We start from the raw sequence: 15,661 nt of genomic DNA, 5'->3' as shown, positions 1-15,661 counted from the left end.
TATCTGGCCGGGGGCGGGACGCACCCGGGGGCGGGCGTGCCGATGGCGACCCTCTCCGCCCGGCACGCGGCCGAGGCGATCTTGAAAGACCAAACTTCAACATCGCCGTCCCGCCAAACGGCTACGCATGGTGGTATATCGACGGGATCAGCGACAGCTGTGGGCGATCCCTAAGCGTTATCGCCTTTATCGGCTCGGTTTTCTCACCTTGGTATGCATGGTCGGGGCGGCGCGACCCGGAAAACCATGTCTGCATAAACGTGGCCACCTATGGCCCGGGTGGCCGCTTCACCATGACCGACAGGGGCCGCAGCGCTCTGCGCCAGTCCCCAGATAGCTTCACAGTCGGGCCATCGTCCCTGCATTGGACAGGGGAAGAACTGGTCATATCCGTCGATGAAATCGGCTCACCGCCCCTTGTATCACGGGTGCGCGGCACAATCCGGGTGCGCCCCACGGCCCTAACCTCCGTGGAACTCCCCCTGACAGAGGATGGCGCGCATATTTGGCGCCCCTTTGCGCCGACCTGTAGCATCGAGGTCGATCTTGACGCCAAAGGCTGGCAATGGACCGGCCACGGCTATTTCGATGCCAATTTCGGCACCCGCGCGCTGGAACAAGACTTTAGCTATTGGACATGGGGCCGCTTTCCCACCGGAACCGGCAGCACTTGTTTTTACGATGCCACGCGGCTGGACGGCTCGGACCTCGGGGTTGGCGTCAAGTTTGACGATTGCGGCCACGCCCGCAGCATCTCACCACCGCGTAAAACCAACCTCAAACGCAGCCTTTGGGCCCTTCGCCGCCAAACCCGCGCCGACACAGGCTATCAACCGCACCAAGTCCAAAGCATGCTAGACGCGCCGTTTTACACCCGCGCGGCTGTGAAAACACAGATCGACGGAGAAGAGACAACCGGCGTGCACGAGGCGCTTGACCTCAAAAGATTCCGCTCACCGCTTTTGAAACCGATGTTGGCCGTGCGGGTGCCCCGCCGCAAAATCTGGCGGTTTGACGTGCCGCGTTAAGCCATAGGCAAAACTACGCGGGCAGCTTTCAGACACTAGTTTTATAACAGACTTTAGCCTTCTGAATGGTGGCGTGCCACATCAGGGTTCAAGCGGATCACCGATAGGTTCAAGGCACCGGCAACGCTCACCCAGACCAGATAGGGGACAAACAAAAGGCCAGCGACCCAATCCACCATCCAAAGCGCCACCATGCTTGCCGCGACCGATACCCAAAGCGCCATCAGAACGACAAGCCCAAGGCGCATTTTCTGCAGCCCGAAAAACACCGGTGTCCACAACCCGTTCAAGGCGATTTGCAAGGCCCAAAGCGCCATGGCCAAGCCATTGTCGGGGCTGATCGCCGCGCGCGCACCGGCCCCCGCCATGCACAGGTAAAGCGTGGTCCAAGCCACCGGGAACAACCAATTGGGCGGCGTCCAACTGGGTTTCTTCAAGCGCTCGTACCATGGCCCCGGTGGGAAAAGCCCCCCGGTGCTTCCTGCCGCGAAACACGCCGCCAAGAAAATAGCGAAATAAACCCAGATCATACAAGTGTCCTAACCTGTCCTGAAGGGTGCTTCAACGCTCGAAGGCGGGCGGCGTCCTGAGCTTTCAGGCCCGCCATGGTTTCATACAGCGTATCACTCCAGTCGTTGACCGGTGCGGTATCTTCCGCAGCCGCCTCCACCAAAAAGACCGTTTCCGGAAGGGGACGCGCGAAAATGACCGGCGAGGCAGGCGTTACAACACTGGCTGCCGTTCGAAGCCCCGAAAGGCACAACCATCCCAGCTTTTGCGCACCACTGGTGCGTGCCCGCTCGGATATGGAATCATATTCCATGCGGCGCAGACGCTCACCAATACCCGCATAGATATAGCGCGCGGCAAAAATGCCGGGGCGGCAAGACACCGGCAAGGCACCAATCCCGGCCTCGGACCGGGTATAAAGATCATCCGCTTCACGCAACAAACGCGCGACCAAACGCGCCACAACCGGCGTCGGGCGCGGTGATTCAAGGAAAGCCTCCGGGGAAAGCCCTGCCCCCTCCATCCATTCGGTCGGCAGGTAAAGCCGCCCTTCCTGCGCGTCCTCGCCAACGTCGCGGGCGATGTTCGTCAATTGCATCGCGACACCCAAGTCGCAGGCACGCGCCAAGGCATTCGGGTCACGCACACGCATCAGGACACACATCATCGCCCCAACGGCCGAGGCCACCCGCGCGGAATAGGCCCTTAGCTCTGACAGGGTTGCATAGCGTTGCTCCATCGCATCCCACGCCAAGCCCTCCAACAAGGCCTCCGGCAAGGCGCGCGGCATCTCATAGCTTTCGATAATGGCGGTAAAGGCCCGATCCGCCGGGGCATTGCGTGGCTTTCCGGCATAGGCTTGGTCCAACCGCTCATGCAGGCGCAAAACGGCACTGGCTTTCTCGGGTTGAAGGTCCACCGCATCATCCGCCAAGCGGCAAAAGGCATAAAGCGCCAAGGCCGGATCGCGAACATGCCTTGGCAATAAGCGCGACGCCGCATGAAACGACCAAGAGCCATGCCGAATCGCCGCCTCACAATGGGCCATATCATCGGGCGCAATCATCCGCGCGGCACCGTCACCGGGTCGGGCACCAAACTGTCCAGCACTTCGGCGCTTGAAATCACACCGGGCAGGCCCGCGCCCGGGTGTGTGCCAGCGCCAACCAGATAAAGGCCCTCAGCCTCTTCGCTAACGTTATGGGGCCGAAACCACGCACTTTGCAAAATACGCGGCTCAATCGAAAACCCCGTGCCATGCGGGCTAAGATACCGGTCCCTGAAGGTTTCGGGCGTGAAAACAGTCGAGGCCGAAAGGTGATCTCCCAGGCCCGGCAAAAGCTGCTCCTCCAAGATCGCTTGCACCTTTTGCCGATAGGTTTCTGCCATCGCCAGCCAATCCACAGGATTATCATGGCCCAAATGCGGCACCGGGCTGAGGACATAAAAGGTATCCCCGTCCGGTGGCGCAACGCTTGGATCGGTCACACTGGGCCGATGGACATAAAGGCTCATGTCATCGGCCAACTTCCCCTTGATGAAAATGTCGCGCACCAAGCCCCTATAGCGCGGCCCATTCAGGATCGTGTGATGCCCGGCCTCTGGCCACATGCCCTTGGTGCCGCGCGTGCCAAAGTACCAAACAAATAGGCCCATCGACCATCGGGCACGCTTCAACCTTGCCGGGGTCCACCGCTTGCGCGGGGCGTTGCGCAACAAACGGTCATAGGTGTGCCCTGCATCCGCATTCGACACCACGACAGGCGCCGTCAATATCTCCCCAGTGGTCAGGCGCACACCACGCGCGCGGCCTTTTTCCAAAAGGATTTCATCAACCTCCGCGTTCTGAATAACCTGCCCGCCTTGGTCCTCAATAACCTTTACCATGGCCCGGGCAATCGCATCTACCCCGCCCATGGCATAGTGCACACCAAACTCTTTCTCCAAATGACTGACCAGCGTGTACATCGACGTGACGTTGAAAGGGTCCCCCCCGATGAACAATGGATGAAACGACAGCGCCATGCGCAGGCGCTCGTCCTTCACGCGCCGTGCCGCATGGCGATAAACCGACCGATCGGCGCGAAGCCATGCGAACTTGGGCAAAACCTTCAACAGATCGGGAAAGCGATGCATCGTGCGGCGGCCCAAATCCTCGAACCCGAACCAATAGCGCTTTTCGCTGTCTTTCAAAAACTTGTTATAGCCCCGGACATCCCCGGGCGACAGGCGCGCGACCTCTCGGCGCATGGCGTCACTGTCTTGCCTTGCCGCAAAGCGGCTGCCATCGGGCCAGCGTATCTCATAAAACGGATCAAGCGCGCGCAGGTCGACATCGGCATCAAAATCTCGCCCACAGGCCTGCCACAAAGCCCGAAAAACCTGTGGAACGGTCACGATGGTCGGCCCAAGGTCAAACCGGTGGCCATTTTCCCAAATCGCTGATCCGCGCCCACCGGGGCCATCTAGCCGATCCAAGACAATAACACTGTAGCCACGCGCGCCCAACCGCATCGCCGAGGCCAAACCGCCCAATCCCGCCCCGATGACGACCGCACGGGGCGTCACGGCCTCACTTGCCTTTTGCTTTAGGTCCGGATCAAGACGTGTCAACATAACTCAATGCTATACATGTCTAGCTTAATTTACAATCGGGCAATATACTCTTTAACAAGGCCACAATGCATGTCAGTCTTAAATGACGGTATTCAAGGAGGTACGGCATCCAAACCGTAAGCATAAGTTTTTTCCGTTTTCCGCCGGGGCTGTCACGGCTCTGGTCATTCGGAATGATGGGGGCCGCCCGATGGGCCTTGCCACGCGTGCCCGGCATCGGGTTCTGGAAACTATGCGGGTCCGGTACCGGGGTGGGTTTCACTCCAATACCCAACACTGCTGTCTATGCCATTATCGCGACATGGCCTGATCATGAAACCGCTCAGGACCAAACCCAAAACGCCCCGATCTTTCGCCGTTATCTTTCCAAAGCTTTGGAAAGCTGGACCATATTTCTTGCCCCGGTCTCTGCACGCGGTCGGTGGTCGGGGGTTAACCCGTTTGCGCCCGAAGGCCCCGAACCTGAAGGGCCGCTCGCCGCATTGACCCGAGCCACAATTCGCCCCGTCAAGGCGTTGCGCTTTTGGCAGCGCGTCCCTGATATCAGTACCGTCATCGGCAGCGACACAAATGTCGCCTTCAAAATTGGTATCGGCGAAGTGCCACTTTTGCACCAGATCACCTTTTCCATCTGGCCCGACAGCCAAAGCATGGCAGATTTTGCCCGTTCCAGCGGCCCGCATGCCCGCGCCATCCAAGCGGTGCGTGACGGCGATTGGTTCCGCGAGGAACTTTATGCCCGTTTCCGGATACTTAGCGATCATGGCACATGGCATGGGCAAAGCCCCCTTTCCAAGCTGGACATCACCACATGAAGACCCCTTTTCCATTCTCCGCCATCGTCGGCCAAGACCAGATGAAGCGCGCAATGATCCTAACCGCAATTGATCCCGGCATCGGGGGCGTTCTGGTTTTTGGAGACCGCGGCACCGGGAAATCCACAGCCGTACGCGCCCTTGCCGCATTGCTACCATCGATTCGCGCCGTGCGGGGCTGCCCGGTGAACTCTGCAAACCCAGCGGATTGCCCAGAGTGGGCCAGCGTCAGCGACCTAGAGGTGACAGAACGCCCCACGCCGATGATCGACCTGCCACTTGGCGTAACCGAAGACCGCGTCACAGGCGCGCTGGATATCGAACGCGCCTTGACGCAAGGCGAAAAAGCCTTTGAGCCGGGTCTTCTGGCGCGCGCAAACCGTGGGTACCTTTATATTGATGAGGTCAATCTTCTTGAGGATCACATCGTCGACCTTTTGCTTGATGTTGCCCAATCGGGCCAGAACGCGGTTGAACGTGAAGGCCTTTCAATCCGCCATGATGCCCGCTTTGTTCTGGTCGGTTCCGGCAACCCCGAAGAAGGCGAGTTGCGCCCACAACTCTTGGACCGGTTCGGTCTGTCGGTCGAGGTAACCTCGCCGGACAACATAGATGACCGGATCGAAGTGATCCGCCGTCGCCATGCGTTCGAAACTGACACCGATAATTTTCTGACCCATTGGCAGGCGGAAGATGCCAAGCTGTGCGACAAGATCCTGACCGCGCGCAGCGCGCTTCCAAACATCTCCTCCGATGATGGTATATTGCGCGCCTGCGCGCAGTTGTGCCTGACCCTTGGCGCAGACGGCTTGCGCGGTGAACTCACGCTTTTGCGGGCTGCGCGCGCCTTTGCGGCGTTTGAAGACACAGATCAAGTGACCCGCGGTCACCTCTCCGCCATTGCCCCGATCGCCCTGAGCCACCGCTTGCGGCGCGATCCGCTTGATGAGGCAGGGTCCACCGCACGTGTGAGTCGGGCCGTAGCAGAGGTGCTCGGATGACAGGCGACACGCCTCATCCATGGGCGCGCGCCATGCGGGCCATGGCGGCGCTCGCTGTGGACACCGACACATTGAAAGGTATGACGATCCGCGCCCGGGCTGGCCCGGTTCGTCAATCCGCCGAAGCGGCTTTGGCCAAACTTCCCGGCCCAAAACACCTGGTTCATCCAAGCGTCACGGACACACAGCTTTTCGGGGGTCTGAACATCTCTGCCTCGGTAGCCGAGGGGCGTATGGTGCATGATGCTGGTCTTTCGGATAGGCCCGGTATGCTTGTTATACCCATGGCTGAACGCTGTTCCCCCGGGCTTGCGGTTCGGCTTGGGCAAATTCTGGATTGCGGGCATGGTCACTCCCTTGTTCTGCTTGATGAAGGGGCCAGTCCCGAAGAACAAGCGCCCGCCGCTCTACTTGACCGGCTTGCGTTTCACATAAACCTGACTGGGCTGCGTTGGTCGGAGGCGTCGGTTTCCCTTCCCGCCCCTGCTGATATAGAGGCCGCGCAAAAGCGCCTGCCACAAATCACTGTGCCACAGAACGCACTTGAAAGCCTAACCTTTCTTGCCGCGCGTTTTGGGATCGACAGTTTGCGAGCCCCACTGCTGGCCATTGCAGCCGCACGCGCCCTTGCCTCACTCGATCATGCAACGCAGGTGAGTGAGGCACATCTGACCGAAGCTACCGAACTGGTCTATCCTGCGCGCGCCACAACGTTTCCGCAGGCCCCAGTTGAAGCTGAGGCTGAGGCTGAGGCTGAGGCTGAGGCTGAGGCTGAGGCTGAGGCTGAGGAAAACCCCGCCCGCCCAGAGACACAAGAGGATACCAAAAACGAAACCGATGGCGACTTGGGCCAAGGTGAAACCCTGCCCGGCGAGATGTTGATCGCAGCCGTGGCCGCCCTGCTTCCGGATGGCCTTCTGGATCGAGTGACCGCCAAGTCACGCAGCACGAAACCTGCATCAGGCAGCGGGGCAGGCGCGCGGCGGCGCGGCAACCGTATTGGCCGCCCGCTCCCGTCACGCCCCGGTCATCCCGATGGGCGCGCCCGGATCGACGTGATCGCCACCTTGCGCGCGGCTATACCATGGCAAGCTTTGCGCCCCAAACAAGACCATTCCCGCGTAAAGATTTATCCGTCTGATATTCGATTGCGCCGCTTTGAGGACCGCTCGGACAGGTTGGTGATTTTCATTGTTGATGCCTCAGGTTCAGCCGCAATGGCCCGCTTGGCTGAGGCAAAAGGCGCGATCGAGCTTCTTTTGGGTCAAGCCTACGCGCGTCGCGATCACGTGGCCTTGGTCGCGTTCCGCGGAACCACTGCCGAAACCCTGCTCCCCCCGACAAGGTCGCTTGTACAGGCCAAGCGCCGTCTTGCTGCTCTTCCGGGGGGCGGGGGAACGCCTCTTGCCGCAGGACTTGAGACGGCAGCGCAGTTGGCCGCCCAATCGCGTGATCGCGGGCTCAGCCCCGCGTTCGCGCTGCTGACTGACGGCCGCGCCAATATCGCGCTAGACCGAACGTCTAACCGCGCCCAAGCGCAAAGCGATGCGCAAAGAAGGGCCGCGCATTTACGCATGTTCACATTGCAAGGCTGTGTCATCGACACAGCCCCGCGCTCCAGCCCCGAAGCCACCTCTTTGGCACAAGCCCTTGGCGTTGACTGCATCGCCCTTCCTCGCGCCGATGCACAGCGCCTGTCCAAGGCAATTGATCAAGTGCTGGATGCGTAGCGCATGGATTGGGCACGCGACCTTCCGTCATGGCCGAACCATGAGACCTCAAAGCGCCTAAGCATCAGGCCGCACGAATGGCACATCCAAGAGATGGGCACGGGTCCGACGCTCCTTTTACTCCATGGTGCAGGAGCCTCCACACACAGTTGGCGTGATATCCTGCCGTATCTTGCAAAAACCCATCACGTCGTGGCGCTGGACCTGCCCGGTCAGGGGTTTACCCGGGCAGGCTCTTTGCGCCGCTGTGGCCTTGATCCGATGGCCGAAGACATCGCTACCCTTTGCGAGGCCAAAGCTTGGAACCTGCGCGCCATTATCGGGCATTCGGCGGGCGCGGCCATTGCACTTCGTCTTTCAGAGACTATGCCTGTTCCAACCCGTCCGGATATCATCTTTGGCTTAAATCCAGCCCTCGGGAATTTTCAGGGCATCGCCGGTTGGATGTTCCCGATTATGGCGAAATTTCTGGCCTTAAACCCTCTCACCTCATATCTGTTCGCTGGCCAAGCACCGCACGTTGGGCGCACAAGGCGCATTATCGAAAGCACTGGATCGCAGTTGGATGACGATGGGTTGATGCTTTATGCACGTCTCATCGCTGACCGCGACCATGTGGAAGCCACGCTACAAATGATGGCGCAATGGCAAATCGACCCACTGCTTGGCCGCCTCAACCGTATCGAAACGTCATGTCATTTCATAACCGGGGCGCGTGATCGGGCGGTGCCGCCTGAAACCGCTCAGACAGCGGCCGCCAGTATCCTAAATTGCAGGCTGACAAAATTCCCTGGCCTCGGGCATCTTGCACATGAAGAAGCCCCAGAGATGTTTTCGCGTTTCCTGAGCGAAAACTTATCCGAGCGGCCAGCATAGAAAGGCGTAGCATGCATGAACCAAAATCCAGAAAATATGTTGGCGCAGAAGCGGCTTGGTGCCCTAGAGGAAGCGATGGAAGACGCACCGCAGATGGTTTTCAGCACGAGACAATTCCGCGTTTATGTGTTCCGCACGCTTGCCACGATCATGCTTATAACCGCCACTAAATACCAGCAGCCCCGGTTTATGACTCACATGGGATTCCCTTCAGTTCGCCGCTGCGATTCCCTTCCATCGAAGCATGGCGGTTGCGATCACACGAACGGACTTGTCGGCGCGCGCGCTGAGGGCGGCGGCTTCGAAGGCGAAGGATGCCTAGGCGGCGCGGCGCGGGCTGGCGATCGCGCTGGTGCTGGAGGGGGTAGATCGCAAGACCTCCGCCGAGAGCTGCGGGATGGATCGGCAAACGCTGCGTGATTGGGTTCACCGCTACAACGCGGAAGGGCTGGAGGGGCTGTCCGACCGCCGCTCGGCCGGGCCTAGGCCGCGGTTGAGCCCGGAGCAGAAGGCGCAGCTGGCTCAGATGGTGCGCGAGGGTCCCGACCCGTCCGTGGACGGGGTGGTGCGCTGGCTGCGCGTCGACCTTCAGCGCAAGATCGAGGCCCGCTTCGGCGTCGCCATGCACGAGCGCACTGTGGGCAAGCAGTTGGCCGCGCTCGGATTTCGCCGCCTCTCGGTGCGCCCGCAGCACCCGAAATCCGATCCCGAGGCCCAGGAGGCGTTCAAAAAAACTTCGCCGCGACCGTAACCGACGCCCTCCCGGAATACGTCCGGGGCAAGCCCTTGGAGATCTGGTTTCGAGACGAGGCGAGGGTCGACTAGCGGGGCACGCTCACTCGCATCTGGGCCCCGCGCGGCAGTCGCCCGCGCGCCCCGCGCGACACCCGCTATACCTGGGCCTAAATTTTCGGCGCCGTCTGCCATGAACGCGGAGCTACCGCTGCGCTGGCCATGCCCAACGCCGACACCGCTGCCATGAACGCCCACCTCGCCGAGATCTCGCTTACCGTTGCCGAGGACGCACATGCCGTTCTCGTGCTCGACGGCGCAGGTTGGCACGGGTCGAAGGCGCTTCGCGTCCCCGACAACATTACCCCGCTGCCGCTGCCGCCCTACGCGCCGGAGCTGAACCCGATCGAGAACGTCTGGGCCTACCTGCGCGCCAACCGCTTCGCCATCTCCGTGTTCGAAACCTACGAGGACATCGTGGCACGATGCTGCGACGCTTGGAACTTCTTCGCCAACGACAGCGCCACCGTGCGCTCGATAACCACCCGAGAATACGTCAAAACGGTCAAAGGCTAAGGCCGGTAGTATAAACTGTCGATTTTTTCCCAGATAACGACGGCTCCGGCCCCACGCAAAAGATCATGCCCTGTCACGAACTCCGGATTATCCATCAGTTCGAGATTCCAGTCGTTCCGCTTTGCGGCGCGATCGAGGATTTCAACAGTTGCGGTGATGAGCAGGGGGACGACATACCGAACTGCTGGACCGATCTAGCAACCTTCTGGACCTACTTATTGCACAGTTTTCTATCGGGATTTTTCGGTGGCTAAAGGCTGTTGAGAGGAACATCATTCCACTCGAGCTTCGGAGCTGTCTTGCGACACACACTGCCCATCCAAAGACGAAATGAAGCAAAGAGCCCGTAGCCACGATAAATGCTGCGCCCGCCAGTTCCCAGCGGAACACAAGGCTGCACGACCGGCCCATCCTGGTGCCTTGTGTGTCACGCACCCTGACTATCCATTATACCGACTACAGTGGCGAAGCGTATGATTCCGAAAATCCAGCGCTCGCAAAAACTGGGACATGCTGTCTACCTGGTCATCGTATTTGCCATTGGGGAAGGCTGCGACCTCAGTCCGAAAGCCTTCTAGCCAATGTGCATTCTTGGGCAGGCGCACCTGACCTTCCTCGATCTTATTCGACTGCGCAATCATGCGTTCAATCTTTCCTTTTTCAGGAGAAAGCCAACAGGCCTCCGGAGCTCCCCGTTTAACCAAATCAGGCTTAAGCGAGAATCCCGTGACGGCCTTCTCAATAACTATGAGATTTGGCCTCCATGCCTTTCGCAATTTGAGCGCCGCGCCCAGCAATTGCGGGTACAGATGCTGTTCCCGATGCACGTCCAGAAGGTCCACATACGGCCCGATGAGGCCCCAGGTGGTGCAAACCGAGTAATCATTGGATTCTCCGGGCATGGCCGCTGTATCCCAGCTCTGAACCACCGCTTCGTAGTGATCTCGTGGCAGTGGTATCTCGTAGGTCTTGAACCATTCCAACTTGACCAGGTTTCCACCGGGCAAGACGGGCCGTTGCTGATATTCCGCTTCGAAAGCGCCGTTGCCGATTTCTGCTCGGATTTTGTCAAGCTCCTCAATACGCAGGCGATCCGGGTCCAGTGGTTCGCCGGGAACGCGCGTGAGAGCCATATTGTCGCCGAGGTCTAGTGTTTGCTCTTCGACGGCGATAGCCGGCAGGCTGATGACCTCCCAGTTCCCTGTCTGTTTCAGCCGTCCAATCAGATCATCCTCGTGAAGGCGCTGACCGACCAGGACAATTGCGCCTGCCTTTGGGTCATCAAGGCGGGTCGCGATCGTCTCCTTATAAATTTTGTGCGCATTATCGCGTGCCGCTTGAGAGTGTGTATCCTGCGCTTTCATGACATCATCAAGGATAACGATGTCCCCGCCCTTGCCCGTAAGCGTGCCCCCCATGGAGGTTGCCAGCCGAAAGCCCTTTTGGGTCGTATGGAATTCCGTCACGGCATTTTTCTTGGGGTCGAACTGCAGCCCCGGAAAGCATGCGCGGAAAAATGGCTCTTGCATGAGGCCACGGCACTTGTGACTGAAGGATTGGGCTAGGTCATTGCTGTAGCTGACACACACGATCCGCTTCGATGGGTCGCTTCCGAGAAGCCAGGCGGGAAATGCAACGGTCGCGATGGTGGATTTCAGGTGGCGTGGCGGGAGTTCGATGATCAAGCGCCGCGTTTCACCTCGAGCTACGCGCTCGAGAGCATAGCAGAGTCCGCGCACGTAATGCGCGCCGGAGAGCTGTCGCCCTGGGTTCAGCGACGGGAACGACCGTCCCAGCAGGGCTCTCAGACGGGTCCGAATGAGGATTCTGTAGATATCATTCGGAACCATCGGCCTTGAACTCTTTATGGGCTTCCCGGACCTCTGCAATCCAGTCCACCTCTTCCATCAACGCGTTAAAGTCATCGTCGGTGAACTGATATTCTGTCGGCTGCTGAGCGACGGCTTCACCATCTTTCAGCAAGTCGATGAGAAGCTTCAGCGATTGTGGGCGGCCTTCGAAAGATTTGTTCACCAGGACCCGCATGGCTCCTTCCAGCTTCTCGACCACCATTTTCTTACCGGCATCCGTCACCGTAATCTTCTCGTTCAGGATCTTTGACAGAACGTGATGGACATTTTTGCTACCTTTGGGCCGACCCTTTGGGTTGCCGCTTTGGCCGGGCTGGAATTGATGTTGTTTTGGAGGCTTGCCTTTACCAACCTCATAATCGTTATTTTTCCCGTTGCTCATCAGAAGTCTCCCTGCGCCGAGTGATCATCTTGCGGCTGCTCCACCGCGCGTTCGTCGTAGGTCTTGCCGCTCTCGACGTGCACTGCCTCTTCCCCGGTCATGGCCTGCCATCGGCGTATTGCGAGATCGACATACGCAGGTGAGATCTCCAGACCGAGGCACCGCCGTTGCATTCGCTCAGCCGCGAGCAATGTCGAGCCACTACCAAGGAAGGGATCCAGCACAACATCGCCGGCGCCTGTCACGTCAAGCAAGGCCTCGTCGATCAGCTTCAGCGGCTTGACTGTGGGATGCGACTTGAAATCATCAGCATCATCGGTCTTGCCACCGGTCGCACCAGGAAACTGCCAGACATTGCTGCGGTTCCGGCCGTGCGCGCCCAGCATAATGTTGTTACAGTGCGCGGCGCCTGGCTTCTTTACGACATAAACAAGCTCGTGCTGAGATCGGTAGAACGATCCCATGCCGGGATGATCTTTCACCCAGACACAAAGCTGGATCTGCTCCAGCCCGATGCGTTCGAGCGCCGCAGACAACTCTTTTGTGTGGCGCCAGTCGATGAATGTGTAAAGCAGCCCGCCTGGCTTCAACGCCTCGGATGCATGTCCCAGCGTTAGCGCAAGAAAATCCTCATAGCCTGGCGAACTGAGCTCACCATGCGCTTCGAGGAACTCCGGGTGATGACTGGAAGATGTCACGTGGCCCTTATTGGGCACGTTGAAAGGCACGTCGGTGAAGCACATCGAGATAGGCTTGCCATTGACCAGAGTGGTCACATCCGGCTTGGAGCGCGCGTTGCCACACAGGATCAGGTGTTTGCCCAGTTGCCACAGATCGCCGGTCTGGCTTACTGAACTGGCATTGGGATCGGGCAGTTGGACAACTTGGTCACCATCGTCGCCACCCTCGACTGCTTCGCCGATTTCGAGAACGGCATCGATTTCCCAAGCGTCGAAGCCTGTGACCGACAGGTTTGTGTTGATCTCCAACTGATACGCGAATTCCAGCTTCAGCGCGAAATCGTCCCAGGTGCCTTGTTCCTGGATTTTGTTCAAAGCGATCCTGACAAGCCGGATTTCATCATCGTCGAGATGTGAAACATCGATCGTCGGGATGTTCTCAAGACCGAGTTCTAGGGCGGCTTTCAAGCGAACATGCCCATCAACGACTTCGTCGCCGTTGACGAGGACAGGTTCGCAAAATCCGAACCTTTCAATTGACCGTGCTGCGCGCTTGACATGCTTGGGCTTGACCTGGCGGACCTGATGTTTGCTCGCCTTCAATTCATCAGTCCGGCGATATGTGATCTTAAGCTGAGGCATGAGATCATTCTTCAGGTTGTGGCCTGATGCAAAGTTAGAATCGTAGTTTTCAGATGCCATGATGGCCTCCTCATTCGAGTTCCTTATTTTCAGAAATCGCGAGGAGGTCGCTGGGCTAGGTCAGAAGTGGTGCGGCCATCGCTTTGATTCGGTGCGTGCGAACCCTAGCCTGAACCACCGAATTACAACTCGTTTACGAAATTCCGTTTCAAGCGTCAACCCCCTAACCCATTGACTTAAAACGCGTTTGTCAACCAGGGCGCCTTATCCGCCTCTTATTTCTTGACTACTTCATGAAAGGAAGCGTGACTTGATTGAGCGATTGAGTTCACCGAATTGCTTGGTCGCCACACGAAACAGAAAGCCCACCGTGTAAACTGCTCCATCTTCAACGCGGGATTTTTTCAAGGCGGAAAGAGTTTTGCGAGCTTGCGCCGAAAACGAGAGGGGTTTCCCTGCATTTCCCTGTTATGCACCCCTGCTCCACTTACCTATCATCCTGAAAATTCAAACTATAATCGCATCGAAGCTAAAATAGACGGCTCGTTTCTGCGATTTTCCCTGTATTTTTCCCTGTTAGCAGGGAAACTTTGCGAGACTGGATAGCCGGAGACTGCGTCCACAGCCAGTTTTCCTTAAGCGTCAAATTGATCGTCCACACGGATGCCATGCGGATGACAAGCACCAATCTGGTGCCCCGCGACGGGTGGTAGCTTGAGAACCCGGCGGAACGAGGTTTTCGGGAAAAAGCGAGAATTCGGCTTTAAGCCTCGCATGATGCTTACGCCGCTCTGACCCCACTCCGGGCATGCCTGACTTGAAAAGGTCATCAGGCATGGGGCCATCGGGCTTTTCGCCATTTGCGATCACGCCGAGGATGTCGCCCGTCATCAGGAACGATGTGCCCGTCGCGTCAATCACCGAAGCCGAGCTTTGCGTGATCAACGTTTAGGTCCGCCAATCGCGGCTGTGCCAACCGAAGCCTCGTCACATTCGATCGGCATTGTCGCGTGCCGCCGAGGGACGTCGGCAGCACGCGTTTCAACAATCCTAGAGGCAATCCGCCAGTGCCGTGGCGAGGTTGCGAAGGACCTTGCCATAGAGGTCCGGGCCGGGCTTGAGGTCAGAGCCCAACGGATCGAGCACGCCGGTGTTCGCCCTTGACCCGTCCATCACCGCGTCGACGATGCCGGGATCGAATTGCGGTTCGGACAACACGCAGGTCACACCCTGATCGACAACGCGCTTCTGGATCTCGGCGATGCGTGCAGGGCTGGGGTCGGAGGCATCGGAGACGGAAATGGCACCCGAGGCCGGGAAATCGAACGCCGACTCGAAATACTGGTAGGCATCGTGGAATACGATGAAGTTGCGGTCGCGCACCGGGTCGAGAATACTGTTGATCTCGTCACTCAAAGCGGCCAGCTCTTCGCGCCCCGCCGCTGCATTGGCGAAATAGGCACCCGCGTTGTCCGGATCAGCGGCAGACAATTGCGACGCGATGGCGTTCAGCCAGACCGCGCCATTGTCAGGTGACAACCAAGCGTGGGGGTCGTGGTCACCGTGGTTGTGGCCTTCGTGCCCATGGTCGGCGTGCTCTTCGTGGTCGTGATCGTGCTCTTCGTGATCGTGATCGTCATGATCATGTCCTGCTTCCTCGGCATGTTCCGCATGACCATGACCGTCGTGGTCCTCGTCATGCGCGTGATCATCGTGATCGTGATCATCATGCTTATCGTCGTGATCATGCGCCCCATGATCATGATCGTCGTGGCCCTCATCTCCGTGGGAATGCGCCTCGAACAACGCGCCTTCCCGGAACGGCAGTTCCATCGTCCCATCGACCTCAAGCAGTGCCGTAACAGTCGCGTCGCCGGCCAGTGTTTCAATCGCATCGTCCAGCCAGGGTGTCAGGTCGGGGCTCACCCAGAAAACAAGGTCAGCCTCCTGCAACGCGGCCGCCTCGGAGGGGCGCAGATTGTACTCATGCGGGGTTGCCCCGGGGGCCACGATGAGGGATGGCTCGCCCACACCCTGCATCACGCGCGCCACCAGCGAATGAACGGGCGCGATATCCACAGCCACACTTGGCACATCCGCCATGGCCGTGCCGCCAAGCAGAGACGCGGCGACAGACAGGGGAATGAGGTTTCTGGACATATCCGGCTCCATGTGATTATATAACGTTACCTTCGGACTACA

General features: G+C 58.8%; 12 protein-coding genes and 2 pseudogenes. 7 read left to right on the top strand and 7 right to left on the bottom strand.

The genetic code is table 11. The features are described from left to right. Both QZ498_RS10750 and crtC read left to right on the top strand, forming a co-directional pair. Positions 1-174 (top strand): annotated as a pseudogene (locus QZ498_RS10750) (methoxyneurosporene dehydrogenase); the annotation flags it as partial. After that, a complete protein-coding gene (crtC, locus tag QZ498_RS10745; protein WP_294622092.1) occupies positions 147-1,028 on the top strand; it encodes a carotenoid 1,2-hydratase in 882 nt (293 codons plus the stop codon). The pseudogene QZ498_RS10750 and the gene crtC, both read left to right, overlap by 28 nt. Positions 1,029-1,081: 53 nt before the next feature. Here the strand turns inward: crtC and QZ498_RS10740 are convergent, their stop codons facing one another. The 3 genes from QZ498_RS10740 to QZ498_RS10730 are packed head-to-tail and all read right to left on the bottom strand — an operon-like array spanning position 1,082 to position 4,154. Continuing rightward, entirely contained in the window at positions 1,082-1,558 is a 477-nt protein-coding gene (locus tag QZ498_RS10740) for a TspO/MBR family protein (protein ID WP_294622086.1), read from the bottom strand. After that, on the bottom strand, positions 1,555-2,604 hold the full coding sequence (gene crtB, locus QZ498_RS10735) for a 15-cis-phytoene synthase (protein WP_294622084.1): 1,050 nt from the start codon (positions 2,602-2,604) through the stop codon (positions 1,555-1,557). Before crtB ends, QZ498_RS10740 begins: the two co-directional genes overlap by 4 nt. Continuing rightward, on the bottom strand, positions 2,601-4,154 hold the full coding sequence (locus QZ498_RS10730; RefSeq protein ID WP_294622082.1) for a phytoene desaturase: 1,554 nt from the start codon (positions 4,152-4,154) through the stop codon (positions 2,601-2,603). The genes crtB and QZ498_RS10730 overlap by 4 nt, the downstream gene beginning before the upstream one ends. A 107-nt stretch (positions 4,155-4,261) precedes the next feature. Between QZ498_RS10730 and crtA the strand changes: the two genes are divergently transcribed. From crtA to QZ498_RS10705, 5 genes and pseudogenes are all read left to right on the top strand, one after another. Further along, positions 4,262-4,969 carry a spheroidene monooxygenase gene (gene crtA, locus QZ498_RS10725; protein WP_367117641.1) on the top strand — a complete coding sequence of 236 codons (708 nt, stop codon included), beginning with the start codon at positions 4,262-4,264 and terminating at the stop codon, positions 4,967-4,969. Further along, a complete protein-coding gene (gene bchI, locus QZ498_RS10720) occupies positions 4,966-5,970 on the top strand; it encodes a magnesium chelatase ATPase subunit I (protein ID WP_294622078.1) in 1,005 nt (334 codons plus the stop codon). The genes crtA and bchI overlap by 4 nt, the downstream gene beginning before the upstream one ends. Further along, on the top strand, positions 5,967-7,700 hold the full coding sequence (locus QZ498_RS10715) for a magnesium chelatase subunit D (protein WP_294622076.1): 1,734 nt from the start codon (positions 5,967-5,969) through the stop codon (positions 7,698-7,700). The genes bchI and QZ498_RS10715 overlap by 4 nt, the downstream gene beginning before the upstream one ends. Positions 7,701-7,703: 3 nt before the next feature. Then, positions 7,704-8,576 carry an alpha/beta fold hydrolase BchO gene (gene bchO, locus QZ498_RS10710; protein ID WP_294622074.1) on the top strand — a complete coding sequence of 291 codons (873 nt, stop codon included), beginning with the start codon at positions 7,704-7,706 and terminating at the stop codon, positions 8,574-8,576. A gap of 244 nt (positions 8,577-8,820) precedes the next feature. Next, positions 8,821-9,812: pseudogene (locus QZ498_RS10705) on the top strand (IS630 family transposase); the annotation flags it as partial. A gap of 512 nt (positions 9,813-10,324) precedes the next feature. On the opposite strand, the gene terL reads toward QZ498_RS10705, so the two are convergent. The 4 genes from terL to QZ498_RS10685 form a co-directional block, all read right to left on the bottom strand. Continuing rightward, on the bottom strand, positions 10,325-11,569 hold the full coding sequence (terL, locus tag QZ498_RS10700) for a phage terminase large subunit (protein WP_294622072.1): 1,245 nt from the start codon (positions 11,567-11,569) through the stop codon (positions 10,325-10,327). A gap of 151 nt (positions 11,570-11,720) precedes the next feature. After that, the gene (locus QZ498_RS10695; RefSeq protein ID WP_294622070.1) at positions 11,721-12,137 is read right to left on the bottom strand and encodes a DUF5681 domain-containing protein; all 417 of its coding nucleotides are present in this window, start codon (positions 12,135-12,137) and stop codon (positions 11,721-11,723) included. Next, a complete protein-coding gene (locus QZ498_RS10690) occupies positions 12,137-13,519 on the bottom strand; it encodes a DNA modification methylase (protein WP_294622068.1) in 1,383 nt (460 codons plus the stop codon). The genes QZ498_RS10695 and QZ498_RS10690 overlap by 1 nt, the downstream gene beginning before the upstream one ends. Positions 13,520-14,509: 990 nt before the next feature. Then, the gene (locus QZ498_RS10685; protein WP_294622066.1) at positions 14,510-15,619 is read right to left on the bottom strand and encodes a zinc ABC transporter substrate-binding protein; all 1,110 of its coding nucleotides are present in this window, start codon (positions 15,617-15,619) and stop codon (positions 14,510-14,512) included. Between the last annotated feature and the right edge of the window lie 42 nt (positions 15,620-15,661).

It is taken from the genome of uncultured Roseovarius sp., assembly GCF_913057115.1.
Classification (GTDB): Bacteria; Pseudomonadota; Alphaproteobacteria; order Rhodobacterales; family Rhodobacteraceae; genus Roseovarius.
This window is presented reverse-complemented; position numbering and strand designations above follow the sequence as displayed.